The following is a 17,292-nucleotide window of genomic DNA, read 5'->3' on the forward strand; positions in this document are numbered from 1 at the left end:
TAATTTAGTATAAACTAATTTATATTTCTATGAAATGTCCAAGATGTTTGAGCACTGAAAAGGTAAAAGATGGGTTTGTTAACGACCGCCAAAGATATCAGTGCAAGTCATGCGGATACCACTACTCTACCAGGCAAAAAGGAAAAAAACCATCATATTTAAAGCGTTTAGCTTTATTTCTCCATCTCGAAGGGATGGGGTACCGCCCAATAGAAGATCTCATCGACGTATCTAATGTATCAATTATGAACTGGATGAATAAAATGACTACTCAGCTGAAGCCACTCAAAAGCGACAGACAAAGAGTCAAAACAATAAACAGAGAAAGCGTTCGGGAAATTATTAATCAAGAAAAAGACGGAAAAATGCTTTTAATCAATCTAAAAGACAATAAATCCGAAATTTTTTATATAAAATAATATAAATCACTTGACTTGTTATTTTATCTATATTATATTAGCAATATAACAAAATACCAAAAGCTATGGCATTTTTTAAATACACATTTTTAGCATTTGCGATATTATTATTCTCTACTTGCAACCTGATCGCAAACTCCGACACCTCTTCATCGAGAAGTAACGTTAAAGAAAGAATATTTCAGATCAACCTGGAAGACCCCGGACTTGGCATAAACACAAAATTTCATGAAGTAAAACCAATCATTTCTCCTGACGGACAATCACTCTTTTTTTCAAGAATGTTTTACCCAGGTAATAAGGGAGGTATAACTGACGAGCAGGATGTCTATCACTCAAGAATGATAGACGGAAAATGGTCCCACCCGGTCAATATGGGCTCTCCTATTAATACACGGGGTGCTAATGGCCTTATTTCCATTTCACCTGATGGGCGTCACATACTACTTTTAAATAGTTATAAAGGAACTTCTGCGCCTGTTTCTCAGTCTTTTAAGCAAAAAGATGGTAAATGGTCTCAGCCAGAGGATATAAAAATTTACTCATATTACAACAATAGCATATATGCTGATTTTCATATGGCTCCTAACAATCGTACACTTTTAATGGCTATAGAAAGAAATGACAGCCGTGGCGATCAAGATCTTTATGTATCATTTGTATTGGATAATGGACAATGGTCACCTCCTTTACACATGGGGGATATTATTAATAGCAAAGGAGCTGAGTTTTCACCCTATCTATCATCTGATGGCAAAACGCTATATTTTGCGAGCACAGGCCATAATGGATATGGTGAAAGTGATATTTATTATACCAAAAGACTGGACGATACCTGGACAAAATGGTCTGCTCCTGTAAATATGGGGCCTCAGGTTAATTCTCCCGGCTGGGAAGCTTATTACTCAATATCGAACATTTCTGATTACGCTTATTTCATATCAGGCAAAAGCGCTGATTCAAAAACGAGAAATGTTTACAGACTTCCTTCCTCTCAAATAGATTACACACCTGAGACTACTGTTATGATTGAAGGGAAGGTAGAAGGCCTGAATAAAGAATCTGTAACTGTACGAGTTAAAGACTCTGAAACAGGTGAAGAATTAGCACAGGCTTACACTTCAGCAAATTCGGGTAAATACACCTTAATGATTCCTAAAGTTGCATCAATTGATATTTCTGCAAAAGGTGATAAAATATTTGGATTTAATAAACGAATAGATCTTTCTAAGGTGAATATAAAAACCAGGATTGACCTGAAAGCTGAGCCTTTATCAAAAGGTGGGAACATCAGAATGAACAATCTTCTATTTCAACGGACTACACCTATCCTCCTTAAAGAAAGCTATCCTGACTTAAAAAATATAGCATATATAATGCAGAGAAATCCTAAAATAAAAATAAGAGTAGAAGGACATACAGATAATGTTGGTCATGATAAAGCTAAATTAAAACTGAGCTTTGACCGTGCTAACATGATCAAAAGCCACCTTATCAATTTAGGAGTTAAAGAAAACAGAATTGAAACAATAGGATATGGTGATGAAAAACCTGTTGCTCCAAATGATACAGAAGATAACAAACAGCGAAACAGAAGGGTAGAAATTAAAATCCTATCATTCTGATTTTTTACAACAGTTCCGGAAACGGACTATTTTTTAAATCACAGTGCCAACTAAAAAAAGCTGCATTTAGCAGCTTTTTTTTCTTATTATTCTTAGTTCTTAATAATAGTAAACTCTACCCTTCTGTTTAGTCGCCGTGTGGCTTCAGTAGCATTTGAAGCTATGGGTTGAGAACCGCCATACCCTTTACCATTCATTCTGCTTTTTTGTATTCCTTTTTCGGTCAAATACTCTATTACTCGGTCTACCCTTTCTTCACTTAATTTTAAATTCAACTTTGGATTACCCCTGTTATCTGTATGCCCGGATAATTTGATTTTCATATTTGGGTTCTCCTTTAACATTTGAACGACTAAATCTAATTCGTCATAAGATCCGGTTAACATCGTAGCTGTTCCTCTTTTAAAAAGAACATTATTAAGTTGAATAGTTGACCCGACTTCAAGTGGATTAAGCAACACATCAATACTCTCAGAAAGACTGTCTGAAGTTAAATAAACAGCTTTTTCTTCAGGCATAAATCCCGGACTTACTACGCGAACAAGTACTTTTTGATCTTCGTATTCTTCTTTCAGGGAAACATCAAAGTAACCGGAGTTAGTTTCGATCTTTTTGATAACCTGTTTGTCTTCAGGTAGTGCGATATTCACAACTCCTTCAGTTATGAGAGTTTTATCTTTCTTATTCCTTAGAGACCCTCTGAATGAGATTAGTTTATTTTCTACTACTCGGTGAATAATAGCCGAATCCTTTTTAATTACCTGGGCGACAACCTGACGCGTTACGACTTCAGTTGTTGTATCTTCCGGAATAATATCTTCTGGTTTTACATCTACCTTCTTAATGTCTCCGTAACCATCACTATCATGAGTGGAAACCAGGTAAACAAAATCACCTGAAGGGTCAAAAAACAATGATGTCTCCATTCCCGAAGTATTGATTCCACTACCGAGATTTTCCGGTACACTCCAATTAGTCCATGAATCATCTAACCGTGTACTTACAAAAACATCTTTAGACCCAAACCCATCATGGCCATTTGATGAGAAAAATAAGTTTTTATTGTCCTTTAATAAATATGGAGTCACTTCCTGAAATTCCGTATTTATCACATTTCCAAGATTTTTAGGCTCACTCCAGGAACCATCAATATTCAGGAAACTAACATATAAATCTTCAGCACCTTTTGTATCAAAAGATTGCAGAGCAAGAATCATAATTGTTCCATCGTCTGAAACAAAAATATCCTGATTTTCAGAATAATTTCTAAAATATTTTATGTCTAACTTTTGAGGAAAAGACCACTTACCATTTCTTTTAATTGAAAAAGAAAGTCCCTGCGTTTTAGGGGCTGAGTTATCTTCACTATACAATCCATATAAATAAATGATCGCACCATCAGAAGAAAATCCAAGAACGGAATTTTTTCTTTTATCGTTGAAAGGAGCTCCTACATTTTGGGGAGTTCCCATTGACCGTTGGATCCTTTTTTTGACATCCAGATATCCCCTTTATCCGATTTACCCCCGACATTTCCAGGATGATGAGCTCTGGTAAAATAAAGGGTATTACCATCAGGTGAAACTACCGGAACGCTTTCATCTTCTTTGCTGTTAATCGCATCTCCAATACTCTTTTGCTCATCGCCAAAATCCTGACTATATCCTATGAAGGCTAGAAAAAATAAAAGAATGAATGGTAACTTGTTGGCCATTGTTTAATTGATCTGTTTTAATTTCAAAAATAATTGGATATTTGGTGAAATCAATAATAAAGACAAACTAAAATTTGTCCAATATTACATTGTATCAAATATTGTTTTCATAAATATCCATTTGGCTCTAAAACGTTAAAATACAATATTATTGCATCACGCAAAAACCAAACCAACATTCATTACAATTCAGATAAAAGAAAGTCTTCTTTCAGCTTTTTACTGACATATTTAGATCCTTTAATATAAAAGCGCCATGGATTTAAAGCATCTTCCCCAGCGTAATCAACACCAATTCGTTTGCTCACCATTATTTCTTCATCTGTTAATTCCGGCTTATTAGTTAAAAACAATTCGTCTGAAACCAAACTATGCCCGGTCATATCTACTTTTAACCCAATTGCCTTTGTCCATTTACCCGGTCCGTCAGTTGAAGGATAATCGTAATCAGATTGATTTAAAGGCTCTACAGCTCTTACCAAAATTGCATCAGCTGTACCCTCAACATTGGTCACTATATTAAATAAATGATGAATACCATAACACAGATATATATAGCACCTACCACCTTCCATGAACATCACCCGGGTTCTTTTGGTCATTCCTCCGGATGCATGGCAGGCCTTATCATTAAAGCTTCTATAGGCTTCAGTTTCAACAATTCTTAGCCGGTGTAAAAATCCCCCAGTTTGATAATTAATTACCTTACCTAATAATTGCTTTGCAATGCTAACTACGTTATTTTGTAAATAAAATTCTTTATTTAATTTTTCCATTTAATACTTAAACAGTATAACCACTAATAACGTTACAAGAAAATAATCAACATACTATAAATTACCATGCGTAAACAAACACTATCTATTTTCTCAATTATTGCCCTGACATTAATAATGTTTACGGCAAATGCACAACAAGGAATCCAGCTTCCTCAACCAAGTCCTTCAGCAAAATTATCTCAAGCTGTAGGTTTAAGTACCATTGAAGTTGAATATTCTCGTCCGGGTGCTAAAGGAAGAGAAATATTCGGTTCACTTGTACCTTATGATCAAATCTGGAGAACAGGAGCCAACGCTTCTACTAAGATCACTCTAAGTGATGACTTCACTTTTGAAGGAAAGGAAGTTCCTGCTGGAAAATATGCATTATATACTATTCCAGGAAAAGACAGCTGGGATATTATTATTCACAAAAACCTTGAATTATGGGGAGCAGGCGGGTATGATGAATCTAATGATCTGATAAAATTCTCTGTTAAACCTTCTAAGTCAAAATCATTTTTTGAAACATTCACTATTGAATTTTCAAACCTTGGTTTCACAGATGCGATGATGGACATCAAATGGGGCAACACTGTTGTGAGCTTCAAAGTCTCAACAGAAGTTGACAGTAAAGTTATGTCTCAGATTAATGAAAAAGTTATTAACGCTGAGGGAGATATTGATGCCGGACTTTATGCTGCCGCTGCAAATTATTATTTAATGGCAGACAAAGACATGAACCAGGCGATAGAATGGATCAATAAAGCGCTTGAAGCAAACCCTAAAGCTTTCTGGTTAATGCATAATAAAGCTAAGATGCAAGCAAAAAACGGTGACTATAAAGCAGCTATAGAAACAGCTCAAAAGTCTATGGAGCTTGCTAAAAACAACCCTAATGGTGATTTTGGATATATTAAAAACAACCAGGATGCTATTAAGAAATGGAAAGATATGATGTAGTAATCATATGCAATATTAAAAAGGGAGCTCTGTTAAAGGGTTCCTTTTTTATGATTGATTATTTCTTATCCACTGAATAACCACTGCCACCAGAACAACAGCCAAACACCCAATCAGGTTATACCACAAATATCCGATCTCGAAGATTTCTTTTACATTGAGGATATGGGTTGCTATTACAAGTCCTTCTCCAACTACAGCACCGATAAATACCGCAGTTCCCTTTACGTATTTTATATAAAAAGCGGTTACAAAAATACCTAGAATCGCACCGTAAAATAAAGATCCCAATAAATTAACGAGTTGAATGAGGTTCTCCAGAAGATTTGCATTAAAAGCAAAGGTCATAGCTAAGACACCCCAGAATAGCGTTAGTAATTTACTAGCAGTCAGATAATGCTTATCTGTTGCATCCTTTTTAAAATATCGTTTATAAAAGTCTACTGTTGCGGTAGAACCCAGAGCATTTAATTCTGAAGAAGTACTACTCATAGCAGCACTGAAGATCACTGCAAAAAGTAAGCCTACTATTCCTACTGGTAAATGATCCATAACAAAAGTCATGAATACGTAATCCTTATCATTAGTTTCAACTAATGGCGATTTCTCACTGATATATTCTTTTACCTCAGATCTTAATTGTGCTTCCGCCTCACTCATCTGCATTGCTTTGCTAAGTGCCTGTTCGGAAGCTTGCTCATCGCCTTTTTCTAATGCGGAAAGCATATCTCTGTAAGCATTGGATTTGTTTTGATGTATATTTCCGAAATCTTCATTCACTTCATCAAAAAAAGCACTCCCCTCCTTCTCTGATATTTCTTCTATTGCCACTTCATTAAAAAAAACTGGTGGCTTATTAAACTGATAAAAGACAAACACAAGTATCCCAACAAACAGGATCAGGAATTGCATAGGAACCTTAAGTAAGCCATTCATCATTAATCCGAGTCTACTTTCTCTGATGGAACGACCCGAAATATACCTCTGAACCTGGGACTGATCAGTACCAAAATAGGCCATAAACAAAAAGAAGGCACCAAAAATACCAGACCACATGTTATATCTGTCTTCCAGATCAAAAGAAAAACTTATCGGATTGAGTTTTCCGCTTTTACCGGCAACATATAAAGCATCTTTGAAAGAGATATCTTCAGGCAGTAAAACAAACACCATAATGCCTGCTACGATCATCCCTCCCATCATTACAGCCATTTGCTGTTGCTGTGTTTGTGAAACGGCTTTAGTGCCACCCACAACTGTATAAATGATCACCAGGACACCAATGATAAGAGTGGTTATTGATAATGGAATACTTAACAGTGTGGAAAGAATTATAGCCGGTGCGTAAATTGTTATTCCAGCTGCCAGTCCTCTTTGCAATAAAAATAATAATGCTGCTAATGACCTTGTTTTAGCATCAAAGCGATTTTCAAGGAATTCATAAGCTGTATAAACTTTTAATTTGTAAAAGATTGGTATGAATGTCACTGAGAGAACAATCATTGCGATTGGCAATCCGAAATAGAATTGCACAAACTGCATACCGTCTGCATATGCCTGACCAGGCGTACTTAAAAAGGTAATCGCGCTAGCCTGGGTTGCCATTACAGATAAACCTATCGTCCACCATTTTGAAGTATTTCCTCCCTTTAGATAATCTTCAATATCCTTTGAACCTCGTGTTTTAACAACACCATAGGTTACTATAAAAATCAATGTACCTGCGAGAACCAGCCAGTCAATCCAACTCATATATCAGGAATATATCCTACCCAAAAAGTAAAACAATACGACTTGTAAAAACAACACAAATAAAAGAAGGGCGTACCAGCCCTTCCAGGATTTAAATATCGGTATATTATTTGAGTCTTTTTTATCCATTGGCTGCTAATTTAAATGATTTCTCCTCCTTATCCGCCAATGCCCGTGTTTTTTTCTTTCAGTAGTTACCTTATCTCTATCAATAAATTAGATAATATTGATCCAATTTATCAGTAACTAGCTCTTCTTGTTATTAACAAGTATAAGTGCCTTATTGTCACTTTTATGCACTTTTTCGTAGAATTCATTTACAACATCAACTTCATCAGGTGAGAATACTTTTCCAGAAAATTTTATCTTTCTCGAAATAATCAAGGCACCTTCTTTTAATTCATATTTCAATAAATATGACCCGGCTGAAGATTCAATAGTTGTCTCTCCAGGAAGTTCTGCAACTGTATATTCATCAGGAAGTATCAATTTGATTTTACTGATTTCCTGTTGCCTGGTATTGATATGAAACTTCTTATTGTAATCCTGATCAACTTCAATTCTTTGATTCAACTTACAGATTTCCAATGGTTTTATAACCCGATTATTCCCGGCTGAAGCCATTAAGCCATTACTTTGACCTTTAAGTGTTATTCTGAACGTCGGATTAATTTCATCAAATTGCTCAATTTCAAATTCATTAAGTTTACTGACTTGAAATGGTAATTGCTTTTTGTAACGCTTTTTGAAATCCTGAAATTCTAATTTGTAGTCATTGTGCAATCTTTCGATTAATGCTTTATTACCTCTGACAATCTTATTTACAACGAAAGTTTGTTGATCACCGCTCAAATCATAAACTACATCCAATTCTTCAGAATTATCCTCATAAGTAAAGGAAGGTGTTTTAATCAGCTTTGAACCATCTTCTTCTACAAATAATGCGGTTCTGTTACCTATATGAAAGCCAGTATAATTCATATTAGTATTAGAACTTGTACATTCCAGCCAGACAGTATCTTTCTCCATCGGTACAACCAGAAAAACATGGTTAAAATTATTTTCCGGAGTTTCTTCAAGAAAAGGTTGGTGCATTTTTCCATAAGTTGCTCCTGCCAATACATAGTTGGATTTAATTCCAGCTATATCCAACATGCCTTTCATGTATGTTGATAGTCCTTTACAATCTCCATAACCTTTTGTTGCAACACTTTCTGCAGTCATGGACTGCCAGCCTCCTATCCCAAGCTGTATACTTACGTACCTGGTAGTATTTTGCAGGTAATCATATAATATCGAGATCTTCTCAAGGTCTGTGCCTGCATTTTTTACTAATTCTTTAACCTTAGCTACCTGGTTTTCCGGAAGCTCATCACGTCCTTCATTTAATTTGTAAAACCAATTGCCATAATCTTTCCAGGAACTCATATTCACATCACTTTGTTCGAAGATAAAGTTCTTCGGTTGAGGAATGAAGCCAGGTCCCTGATCGAGACCGGGTACAGCATATTCCTTTTCGGTTTCCGCAACATAATTTTTTAGGGTTATGGCAATCTTTTCAGGTTTCTCTTCTATTTGATATAAACTTTTATCCCCACGATATCTTTTTTCCAATTTAAAATTCTCATTAGTAAATAATTCATAGGAATAATTGCTTACCCTTACCTCTTCAGAATGAGCAGGAGACCAGGCACCAAAAAACTCCAGGAAAAATAATGATGAGCATTCTATCTTATATTCATATCTTACTGTATAAGGATAAATAGGATATGCAGGGCGATAATAAATAATCCGTTCACCTGTAATATTCCCTCCAAAATCAGCTGATACATCCAAAAATTCTCGTGATTTAACTTTATCTACATCACCGTTAGCCTCTATTTCTGCTTTCAGGTTCTTTACCTCGTAGAGATCTCCGTAACGAAAGAAAGCCGTAGCATACTTGACTCCGTTTTTATTTAAAACAGTTGTCTCTTCAACCATTTCAACAACGAATGAACCATCGTCATTAATAATAACTTTTTGAGATATACTTTTTTCTGCATTTATATTTGTCGCTAAAGCATCGACGACAGTTAACAGAAAAAATAAAGAAAAAATTGATACGTATTTCATAATCACAAATAATTTATACCTCACTAACTAACATCACTTGTTTTGATAGTTCCTTTTCTACAGCATCAAAAAACATTTTAATTTCATCGTACTTAGTGTGAAGAAAATAATAGTCTTTTATAAGAATCATTGAAGTATAAATAACCTTATTTCCTACTTTTGAGCTTGTGATTTTAAAGGACATTTTTTGGTCTGAGGTGACAAACACTTTATTTTTAATATCTGATTGTACCGTATACCCTTCCGGCACATTCACTGTTACCATAAAAACTTTTTTCCACGGACTAACAAAATCTATCCCCTGGTATCTCTTCTCATTTTTAAAAGGGTTTTTCTTGAATTTAAAATCCTCAAAAGGACTGATATAAATAGTATTATTAGCGCTTAAAACTGTTTGAGAGATATTCAGATTTTCAATAGCTCCGCTCCCTTCTAAGTTGATTTCATGAGCATTGATCTCAGCATCTGAGAATTCTGATGTATAGCGCTGGTTAAAATCCTCTACGTATTTAGCAGAATCAAGACCTGTAATAAATCTTACCAGATCTATCCCTAATCTTTTTCTATTTATACTTTTTTCAATCTTTTCTTCTTCCGGATCTATAGAAAATTCCACTGAGCTAAGAGTTTCTGCGCTCAGATATGTACTTAAATTCACCCATTGTTCTGTCGCATCATCCCGTACGATAAGTGCTTTACCATTGATACACCTTAAAGGGATTAGACCAAATGGAGCCTGGGGTTCGGTTGCATCTAACAATACACGTTGACCATCAACTTCCAATAAACAAATAACATAATTGAAATTACTGATTAAAGGAACAAATGGATTTACTCTACCGGCATTCCTGGTGTTCAGGAGAACAGGATAAGCATTAAACCCCGCTTTTCTCAAAGCCCCGACTAAGAGGTTATTAATCTCAGCTGCGCTACCATTTCTATCATTTATTAGTTTACGGTATGATTTATTCGGAGTAACCCAGCCATTTTGTTTATTCCAGGCTATGTTTTTACTAACCAGCCTGTAAACTGTATTCGCTCCCGAAATAGAATTATCTATTTTCACATCGCCAATAATATCATTTAGAATATTATTATTTTTTTGGTATTGGACAAAATAAGAATTGTCAAAAAGCCTTTCTTTAATAATAGTTGAATAGTTACTTCCGAGCGGATGATAGACTAAATAAAAATCTCTGTAACCCCTGATCTCAAACCTGTATTTTGTAAATGAATTTGATTTTACTGAAGTATAAATTTCATCAGGAACACCGGGAAGATTTTTTGCAGAATAGACTTTTTTAAAGTATGAATAAGTTTCTGAGAAATCAGTACCGTTTATACTTGATACGCCCTCTCCTTTTTCGATTTTCACAGGATAACTTCCCTGGTAAAAAGCATTAAAATCAAAATATTCAGGGGTGATCGTAGTGTATTCACTAAAGAGAACCGGATTTTCGGATTGGAAAACCCAATCACGCACGTTGGCTATATTTTGAGATAATATCTTTAATTCATATTCAACAATAGTATTTTTCTTTACATTAGGGATGTGCAATATTAAATTATCCCTAAAATCTGTATACTCTGTAAACATTCCATCCCGAGTAGTAAACTTTTCATCCTCAACTTTTCCTGACTCAGCTAATGAATAGGTATAACCTTTAACATAAACATCATCATTATCGCTGAAAACAATATCTAAATTACCATATTGATCAATACCTTTATCATTCAGCACTAATACCTTGATATAATAATTATATTCCAGCATCCAGCCTTTTGTAGTATTGTAATCAATCCGTGATAAACCAATGTTTTCAATTATTACTGCATCACAAACTTCTCTTAAAGAATCCAGCTTTTCAATTTGCCAATCCTTTTTAGATACTTTACCTACTTTATATCTGGTTTGTGAAAAAGACGAAAAGGAAGTAATCGCTAATAATAGCAGTACTGTTAAAAATCTCATAATTATTAAAAAATAGTTGATAAACTCTTAAAGGCTGCAATAAAGCAAAAATTATGGCAAATTCAAAAAAACTTAAACGGTTAATTACATTATAAGTAAATAATGATCACCTGGTTTAGTGAGGAAATATTTGTTAACACGGCCCTATTAGAACAAAACGATTACGAATTAATCACTGGAAAAAATTAAAAATTCTGTAAAATTATTTATCTAGTTTAGGTGTCCTAATACTTTTCCGGATACTACATCGCCAATAGACAATGAGGATGTAGCTGCCGGAGAAGGCGCATTACACACATTTACAACTCCATCAGATTCAAGTATCAGAAAGTCGTCGATTAAACCACCATCTTTGTCACACGCTTGTGCTCTTACTCCTGCTCCACCTGAAATGAGATCATCTTCTTGCAATTCCGGCATTAACTTTTGCAATGCTTTTGTGAAAGCAGATTTACTAAAGGACCGATACATTTCTCCAAATCCGGTTTTCCAGTATTTAGAAGCTACCTTAATAAAACCCGGCCAGGTCAATGATTCTATAAGCTCTGAAACATTTATATCTGACTTAGAATATCCTTCTCGTTGAAAAGCAAGTACAGCATTTGGTCCAGCCTCTATACCTCCATTGATCATCCTGGTAAAATGAACTCCCAGGAAAGGAAAGTTAGGATCTGGAACCGGATAAATGAGGTTTTTAACTAAATGATGCTTTTCAGGTTTTAACTCGTAATATTCCCCCCTGAATGGAATGATCTTAACACTCATCTCCTGCCCGGCCATTTTTGCAACTTTATCGGAATAAAGGCCGGCACAATTAACAATTACATCTGTTTTGAATGTGCCTTTATTTGTTTCCAGAATTCTTTCTCCACTCTTTAAAAGTATATTTTTAACTTTCGTATTCAGGTGTATCTCACCGCCGTTCTTCTTGAATAATTCAGCGTATTTATTTGCCACCTCTGTATAATCAATAATTCCTGTTTGAGGCACATATAATCCTGCTATTCCGGACACATGTGGTTCATATTCTTTTAATTCACTTTCATTAAGCTTTAAAATCCCTTCCAGGCCGTTTTTAGCTCCTCGCTCACGCAATACATCTAATTGAGGTAGTTGAAATTCATCTGTAGCAACTACGACCTTTCCACAAAGCTCATATTTGATTTCATTTTCATTGCAAAAATCGAGAAGCATTTTATACCCTCCCACACAATTATTGGCTTTTAGGCTACCAGGTTTATAATACAGTCCGGAATGAATAACACCACTGTTGTTACCGGTTTGATGGAGTGCAAGCTTTCCTTCCTTTTCAAATAAGGCAATTTTAAGTCCGGGCCTTTTGATACTGACCTGGTAAGCTGTAGCTAAACCAACTATTCCTCCGCCGATAATTATGATGTCGTATTTATCCATTCTCATTATAATTTATTGCGAATATACACTCATTGAGACAGTCTTAAAAAAAGTTGGTATAACTTTTGAACATCTATTTATAAACTATCAATAGATATGAGAAGATTACTTTTTTTAATACCAGTATTTTTATTAGTACTAATATCATCTTGTACTACATACATTGAAGAGCCTTACTATGATCTGGAAGGAACATACAGAGTAGAAGAATACAGTTATTACTATGATGAGTTTTTTGGCTATTCGATTTATGTTGAGCAACCCTATTTATCCGGACCAGATAACATAATCTATATCGAGAATTTTTACAATTCAGGTATTATCGTAGAAGCCTATCTTAATGGTTCGAGAATCTCAATCCCTTATCAGGAAATAGGCCAATTTGATATTGAAGGTTCGGGCTATCTGGATGGAGGTCATATCCACATTGAAGCTACGGTATGGGAACATACCAGTCATGCAGTTATAAGGGACGATATTGAAATAACTGCTTACTAATTGGCCATCAGGTTATAGAAGAAGGTCTTAGCTGAATTAATATTATCAATACTGATCATTTCATTATTTCCATGTATTCTGTCAAGATCCTCATTTTCCAGAATAAATGGAGAAAAGCGGTATACATTTTCAGCTATACCTTCATAGTGGCGGCCATCTGTACCTGCAATAACGAGACCCGGAACAACAACAGAATTTTCAAATGTTCCTGCAATAATGCCGGCTAATTCCTCAAAAGATTCACTTTGATAATCAGAGATCTTACTTGGGTTTTTAGCGAACTTATCAGATTTTCTGATTTTAACATTTGTGTTAAAAGTTGCCTTCTTGAGGTAATTTTCAATATCTTCAATCTTTTCACCAGGAAGAATTCTAAAGTTAATCGAGGCCCGGGCTTTAGCAGGAACTACATTATCTTTGACTCCGGCCTCAAGAATGGTAACGGCCGATGTAGTTCTTACCATTGCGTTGCCTGATGGGATTTCCTCATATGTGGAGATCAAAAGATCATCAAAAAGCCATGTGTTCGCGAATATCATACGCTGAGGAAATGGCATTTCAGGACCTAAATAATTGATGAACGCTCTCAAAGGAGCTGAAATTCTTGCCTTAAACGGCTCTTTTCTGATTTTATCTAATACTTCGGTCAGCTGATTTATAGCGTTGTTTCTCGCTGGCATTGAAGAGTGCCCGGCTTCAGCATCAGCTTCAAGATGATAGGTTACATAGCCCTTTTCGGCAATCCCAACGATGGCTGTATTTTTATCAAGGCCAGGAACGATGCCTTTTGTCACTACCGACCCTTCATCAAGTGCCATTCTCAAGCTTACCCGCTGACTTTTTAAATGCTCAGCTATTTCTTTAGCTCCATCGTTACCTCCAATTTCTTCATCAAAGCCAAAGGCCAGGTAAATCGTTCTTGTCGGTTTATTCCCTTCCGACAACAAACTTTCTGCAGCTTCCAAAATAACAAAGGCCGACCCTTTATCATCCAGTGTACCTCTTCCATAAACAAATTCTTCATCATATTCACCTGCAAATGGAGGATGCTCCCATTGGTTTAGTTGATTTTCTGCCAGTGGTACCACATCAAGATGAGCTGCAAGAAGATCTGGTTTTAAACTATTATCCTGTCCTTCAATCTTAATTAAGATACCCGAATTATTGATCAAATTAATCTCCGATTGTTCATTCACAACAGGATAGTTTTCTTTAATCCATGGTAACAAAAGGTCAAAGTCAGAACTATCAGTTGTATTTCTTCCCTGGTATGAAACTGTTTTCAACTGCAGGAGTTCTGAAAGTTGGGATAGGTCTTTCTCATCAACTATTTTCCTTTCCACAGCCATTGCTGCAGGCTGGTTTGAAGAAAACATAAAAGTTTTAATAAGCAATACCAATAAGGTAAAAACAAAAACTCCTAACAGAACGTAAAAAACCTTGACTCGTTTTCTCATGAATATAGTTTTATAAGAATTCCCAATAATAATCAAGGTTTGGTAAATTACAAACTTCAAACTCAACAGAAAGAAATGAAAAAACTGTTTTTACTTTTTTTATTTACCTCATTCGTATTTTCTAATTTATCAGCTCAGGAAGAACATATAATATCGCCACCTGCTTCATCTGTTATTGCAGATGAGATAAAAGGACTGAAATCATTTATAAAGGTATTGTATGTTGCTGCCCATCCGGATGATGAAAACACCAGGCTAATAACATATTTTGCCCGATACAAACATTTCGAGACAGGTTATTTATCTATGACTCGTGGGGATGGAGGTCAGAATCTAATTGGATCAGAAATCAGGGATGGCCTTGGATTAATCAGAACTCAGGAGTTGATTGCTGCAAGAAAAATCGATGGTGGAAATCAATTTTTCACCACGGCCAATGATTTTGGATATTCAAAAAACCCTACAGAAACTTTTAATAAATGGAATAGAGAAAAAGTTCTTGGTGACGCTGTTTACGTTATCAGGAAATTTCGTCCGGACATAATTATTACGCGGTTTCCTGAAATCCCGGGTATAACCCATGGCCATCATACTGCCAGTGCTATTATTGCCAGGGAAGCCTTTGATCTGGCCAATGACCCTTCAGCTTACCCTGAACAACTTGATCATGTAAAGACATGGCAACCTAAAAAAATATACTGGAATACCTCTCCATGGTTTTACAGAGGTAGAGATGAATCATTTGATACGACTAACCTGGTAAAACTTAATGTCGGCCACTACCTGCCTTCAATGGGAGAATCGATTGAGGAAGTAGCAGGAAGAAGCCGCAGTATGCATAAATCACAGGGTTTTGGATCTTCCGGGTCCAGGGGCGAATCATTTGAATGGCTCGTGCCAGTTAAAGCAGTCAAAGGTTCCGAGAAAGATTTTTACTCAGGTATTAAAACATCCTGGGCTCAAATGGGAGCTCCGAATATTGAAAAAAACATAAATAAGATCATTAACAGTTTTAATCCTTTAAGACCTGAGAATTCAATTGAAGATCTTGTTCAACTTAAGAATGAGATCAGAAAAACAGATCTGAAAAATGAAAAGGTTGAAAGTAAACTGAGTCAAATAGACGAACTCATTGTAAAATGCCTTGGATTATATGCAGGCCTTCATTCAGACCGGCCATATTATTCTCCCGGTGATACAGTAGAAATTAATTTTGAGGCAATAAACAGATCTGACATTGGTGTAAAAATTTCTAAGATCAACATCCCTGGCACTGATATAGATAAAAAAGGTAATTTAAATCCTAATAAAACATTTGAGTTTAGCACTAAACTGGTATTACCATCTGATATAGCATTTACAGACCCTTATTGGTTAAATGGTAATCAGACTGATGCTAACTTTGATGTATCAAGTTTTTCATTAATAGGTAATGCTGAAAATCATCCCGTATATCATGCAGAAATAATTCTGGATGTTTATAATGAATTAATAAAAATAGAATTACCTCTAACCTATCATACAACTGACAGAGTAAAAGGAAAGGTTATCCAGCCAATGCATATTATGCCTGAGATCAGCGTTGAGCCACTTCAAAAAGTTCTTGTTCTTCCGGTAAACAAAGAAAAAAGCATCATTGTAACACTGACTTCAGATTCACCTTTACCTTCAGGAGAATTAACCATAGATCTTCCTGCAGGGATCAAATGTGAAAAAGAGGTAATAAAATATGAAGCAGATGGTGTTGAAAGGGTTAGAAGCTTTGAGTTTCATATTTCTGCTGAAAAAGCTACAAAATTTGAAGAAAACAATGTTTCATTTGAATTTAACACCAAACAAAATGAGAAATTTGACCAGTATACCGTCTTTATCGAATATGATCACATACCAAACCAAATCGATGTCAGAGCTTCAGAAATGACTGTTTCTGCAGTCGACATTGATGTACCTGACGTTAAAGTCGGATATATCATGGGTGCTGGCGATGATGTTCCGAATTTGTTAACAGACGTTGGTATGTATGTCGATCAGATCGGTGTAGAGGACTTAAATGGCGGGAAAAATATTGATTACGATGTCATCATATTGGGTATAAGAGCATTAAATACAAACTCTGAATTAGCAAGATCCATGGATAAATTATACAATTTTGTCTATGATGGCGGAACTGTAATTGTACAGTATAATACTTCTTATGGCTTAAATGTAGAAAATCCCGGACCTTATCCAATTAGTATCTCCAGAGGCAGAGTGACAGATGAAAATTCTGAGGTCAGAATATTGAATAAAGATCACATTGCTTTTAATCAGCCAAATAAAATTACAGAAGATGATTTTAAAAACTGGGTGCAAGAGCGTGGTTTGTATTTCCCTGGTACATGGGACGATAACTATACACCTCTTTTGAGCATCAGTGATACTGACGAGGTTCCACTTAAAGGCAGTCTTTTGGTAGCAGAATATGGAGAAGGTTATTATGTTTATACAGGATTATCTTTTTTCAGGGAACTACCTGCCGGGGTGCCCGGAGCCTATCGATTACTCATAAACCTGATTAGCCTGAGTCATTCATCAGAAAAGCCTTAAAAAATAAAGGGGAGTTCTTT

General features: G+C 35.5%; 13 protein-coding genes. 5 read left to right on the forward strand and 8 right to left on the reverse strand.

The genetic code is table 11. The annotated features are described in order from the left end of the window. Positions 1-29 precede the first annotated feature (29 nt). Together DCC35_RS12325 and DCC35_RS12330 are read left to right on the forward strand one after the other, a co-directional pair. Positions 30-419, forward strand: coding sequence for an IS1 family transposase (locus DCC35_RS12325; protein ID WP_137091088.1), 390 nt, complete (start codon positions 30-32; stop codon positions 417-419). Positions 420-484: 65 nt separating this feature from the next. Then, positions 485-2,044, forward strand: a complete 1,560-nt coding sequence (locus DCC35_RS12330) for an OmpA family protein (protein ID WP_137091089.1) — start codon at positions 485-487, stop codon at positions 2,042-2,044. Positions 2,045-2,136: 92 nt separating this feature from the next. Here DCC35_RS12330 and DCC35_RS12335 read toward each other — a convergent pair whose 3' ends face one another. From DCC35_RS12335 to DCC35_RS12345, 3 genes are all read right to left on the reverse strand, one after another. Next, positions 2,137-3,516: an OmpA family protein gene (locus tag DCC35_RS12335; protein ID WP_137091090.1), complete on the reverse strand. Its 1,380-nt coding sequence runs from the start codon at positions 3,514-3,516 to the stop codon at positions 2,137-2,139. After that, positions 3,495-3,758 (reverse strand): PD40 domain-containing protein, encoded by a 264-nt coding sequence (locus DCC35_RS12340; protein ID WP_137091091.1) that lies wholly within the window; start codon positions 3,756-3,758, stop codon positions 3,495-3,497. The genes DCC35_RS12335 and DCC35_RS12340 overlap by 22 nt, the downstream gene beginning before the upstream one ends. Positions 3,759-3,940: 182 nt before the next feature. Then, complete coding sequence (locus DCC35_RS12345) at positions 3,941-4,534, reverse strand: DNA-3-methyladenine glycosylase (RefSeq protein ID WP_137091092.1); 594 nt, start codon at positions 4,532-4,534, stop codon at positions 3,941-3,943. 66 nt (positions 4,535-4,600) lie between these two features. Here DCC35_RS12345 and DCC35_RS12350 point away from each other — a divergent pair, with 66 nt between their 5' ends. Continuing rightward, on the forward strand, positions 4,601-5,479 hold the full coding sequence (locus DCC35_RS12350) for a DUF2911 domain-containing protein (RefSeq protein WP_137091093.1): 879 nt from the start codon (positions 4,601-4,603) through the stop codon (positions 5,477-5,479). 48 nt (positions 5,480-5,527) lie between these two features. Here DCC35_RS12350 and DCC35_RS12355 read toward each other — a convergent pair whose 3' ends face one another. The 4 genes from DCC35_RS12355 to lhgO form a co-directional block, all read right to left on the reverse strand. Continuing rightward, on the reverse strand, positions 5,528-7,231 hold the full coding sequence (locus DCC35_RS12355) for a sodium:solute symporter (protein WP_137091094.1): 1,704 nt from the start codon (positions 7,229-7,231) through the stop codon (positions 5,528-5,530). Between the two features lie 246 nt (positions 7,232-7,477). Then, positions 7,478-9,346, reverse strand: a complete 1,869-nt coding sequence (locus tag DCC35_RS12360; protein ID WP_137091095.1) for a transglutaminase domain-containing protein — start codon at positions 9,344-9,346, stop codon at positions 7,478-7,480. Between the two features lie 13 nt (positions 9,347-9,359). Next, positions 9,360-11,318 carry a hypothetical protein gene (locus DCC35_RS12365; RefSeq protein WP_137091096.1) on the reverse strand — a complete coding sequence of 653 codons (1,959 nt, stop codon included), beginning with the start codon at positions 11,316-11,318 and terminating at the stop codon, positions 9,360-9,362. Positions 11,319-11,528: 210 nt separating this feature from the next. Then, entirely contained in the window at positions 11,529-12,731 is a 1,203-nt protein-coding gene (gene lhgO / locus DCC35_RS12370) for an L-2-hydroxyglutarate oxidase (protein WP_137091097.1), read from the reverse strand. Positions 12,732-12,827: 96 nt separating this feature from the next. Here lhgO and DCC35_RS12375 point away from each other — a divergent pair, with 96 nt between their 5' ends. Then, positions 12,828-13,229, forward strand: coding sequence for a hypothetical protein (locus DCC35_RS12375; RefSeq protein WP_137091098.1), 402 nt, complete (start codon positions 12,828-12,830; stop codon positions 13,227-13,229). Here DCC35_RS12375 and DCC35_RS12380 read toward each other — a convergent pair. After that, on the reverse strand, positions 13,226-14,686 hold the full coding sequence (locus DCC35_RS12380; protein ID WP_137091099.1) for a M20/M25/M40 family metallo-hydrolase: 1,461 nt from the start codon (positions 14,684-14,686) through the stop codon (positions 13,226-13,228). The genes DCC35_RS12375 and DCC35_RS12380 overlap by 4 nt on opposite strands. Positions 14,687-14,761: 75 nt before the next feature. Here DCC35_RS12380 and DCC35_RS12385 point away from each other — a divergent pair, with 75 nt between their 5' ends. Then, complete coding sequence (locus DCC35_RS12385; protein ID WP_137091100.1) at positions 14,762-17,272, forward strand: PIG-L family deacetylase; 2,511 nt, start codon at positions 14,762-14,764, stop codon at positions 17,270-17,272. Positions 17,273-17,292 lie beyond the last annotated feature (20 nt).

Source organism: Mangrovivirga cuniculi, from assembly GCF_005166025.1.
GTDB classification, from domain to species: Bacteria; Bacteroidota; Bacteroidia; order Cytophagales; family Cyclobacteriaceae; genus Mangrovivirga; species Mangrovivirga cuniculi.

Coding starts and splice junctions, on each gene's coding strand:
- DCC35_RS12325 (WP_137091088.1), top strand. CDS start 30: ATGAAATGTCCAAGATGTTTGAGCACTGAAAAGGTAAAAGATGGGTTT.
- DCC35_RS12330 (WP_137091089.1), top strand. CDS start 485: ATGGCATTTTTTAAATACACATTTTTAGCATTTGCGATATTATTATTC.
- DCC35_RS12335 (WP_137091090.1), bottom strand. CDS start 3,516: ATGGGAACTCCCCAAAATGTAGGAGCTCCTTTCAACGATAAAAGAAAA.
- DCC35_RS12340 (WP_137091091.1), bottom strand. CDS start 3,758: ATGGCCAACAAGTTACCATTCATTCTTTTATTTTTTCTAGCCTTCATA.
- DCC35_RS12345 (WP_137091092.1), bottom strand. CDS start 4,534: ATGGAAAAATTAAATAAAGAATTTTATTTACAAAATAACGTAGTTAGC.
- DCC35_RS12350 (WP_137091093.1), top strand. CDS start 4,601: ATGCGTAAACAAACACTATCTATTTTCTCAATTATTGCCCTGACATTA.
- DCC35_RS12355 (WP_137091094.1), bottom strand. CDS start 7,231: ATGAGTTGGATTGACTGGCTGGTTCTCGCAGGTACATTGATTTTTATA.
- DCC35_RS12360 (WP_137091095.1), bottom strand. CDS start 9,346: ATGAAATACGTATCAATTTTTTCTTTATTTTTTCTGTTAACTGTCGTC.
- DCC35_RS12365 (WP_137091096.1), bottom strand. CDS start 11,318: ATGAGATTTTTAACAGTACTGCTATTATTAGCGATTACTTCCTTTTCG.
- lhgO (WP_137091097.1), bottom strand. CDS start 12,731: ATGGATAAATACGACATCATAATTATCGGCGGAGGAATAGTTGGTTTA.
- DCC35_RS12375 (WP_137091098.1), top strand. CDS start 12,828: ATGAGAAGATTACTTTTTTTAATACCAGTATTTTTATTAGTACTAATA.
- DCC35_RS12380 (WP_137091099.1), bottom strand. CDS start 14,686: ATGAGAAAACGAGTCAAGGTTTTTTACGTTCTGTTAGGAGTTTTTGTT.
- DCC35_RS12385 (WP_137091100.1), top strand. CDS start 14,762: ATGAAAAAACTGTTTTTACTTTTTTTATTTACCTCATTCGTATTTTCT.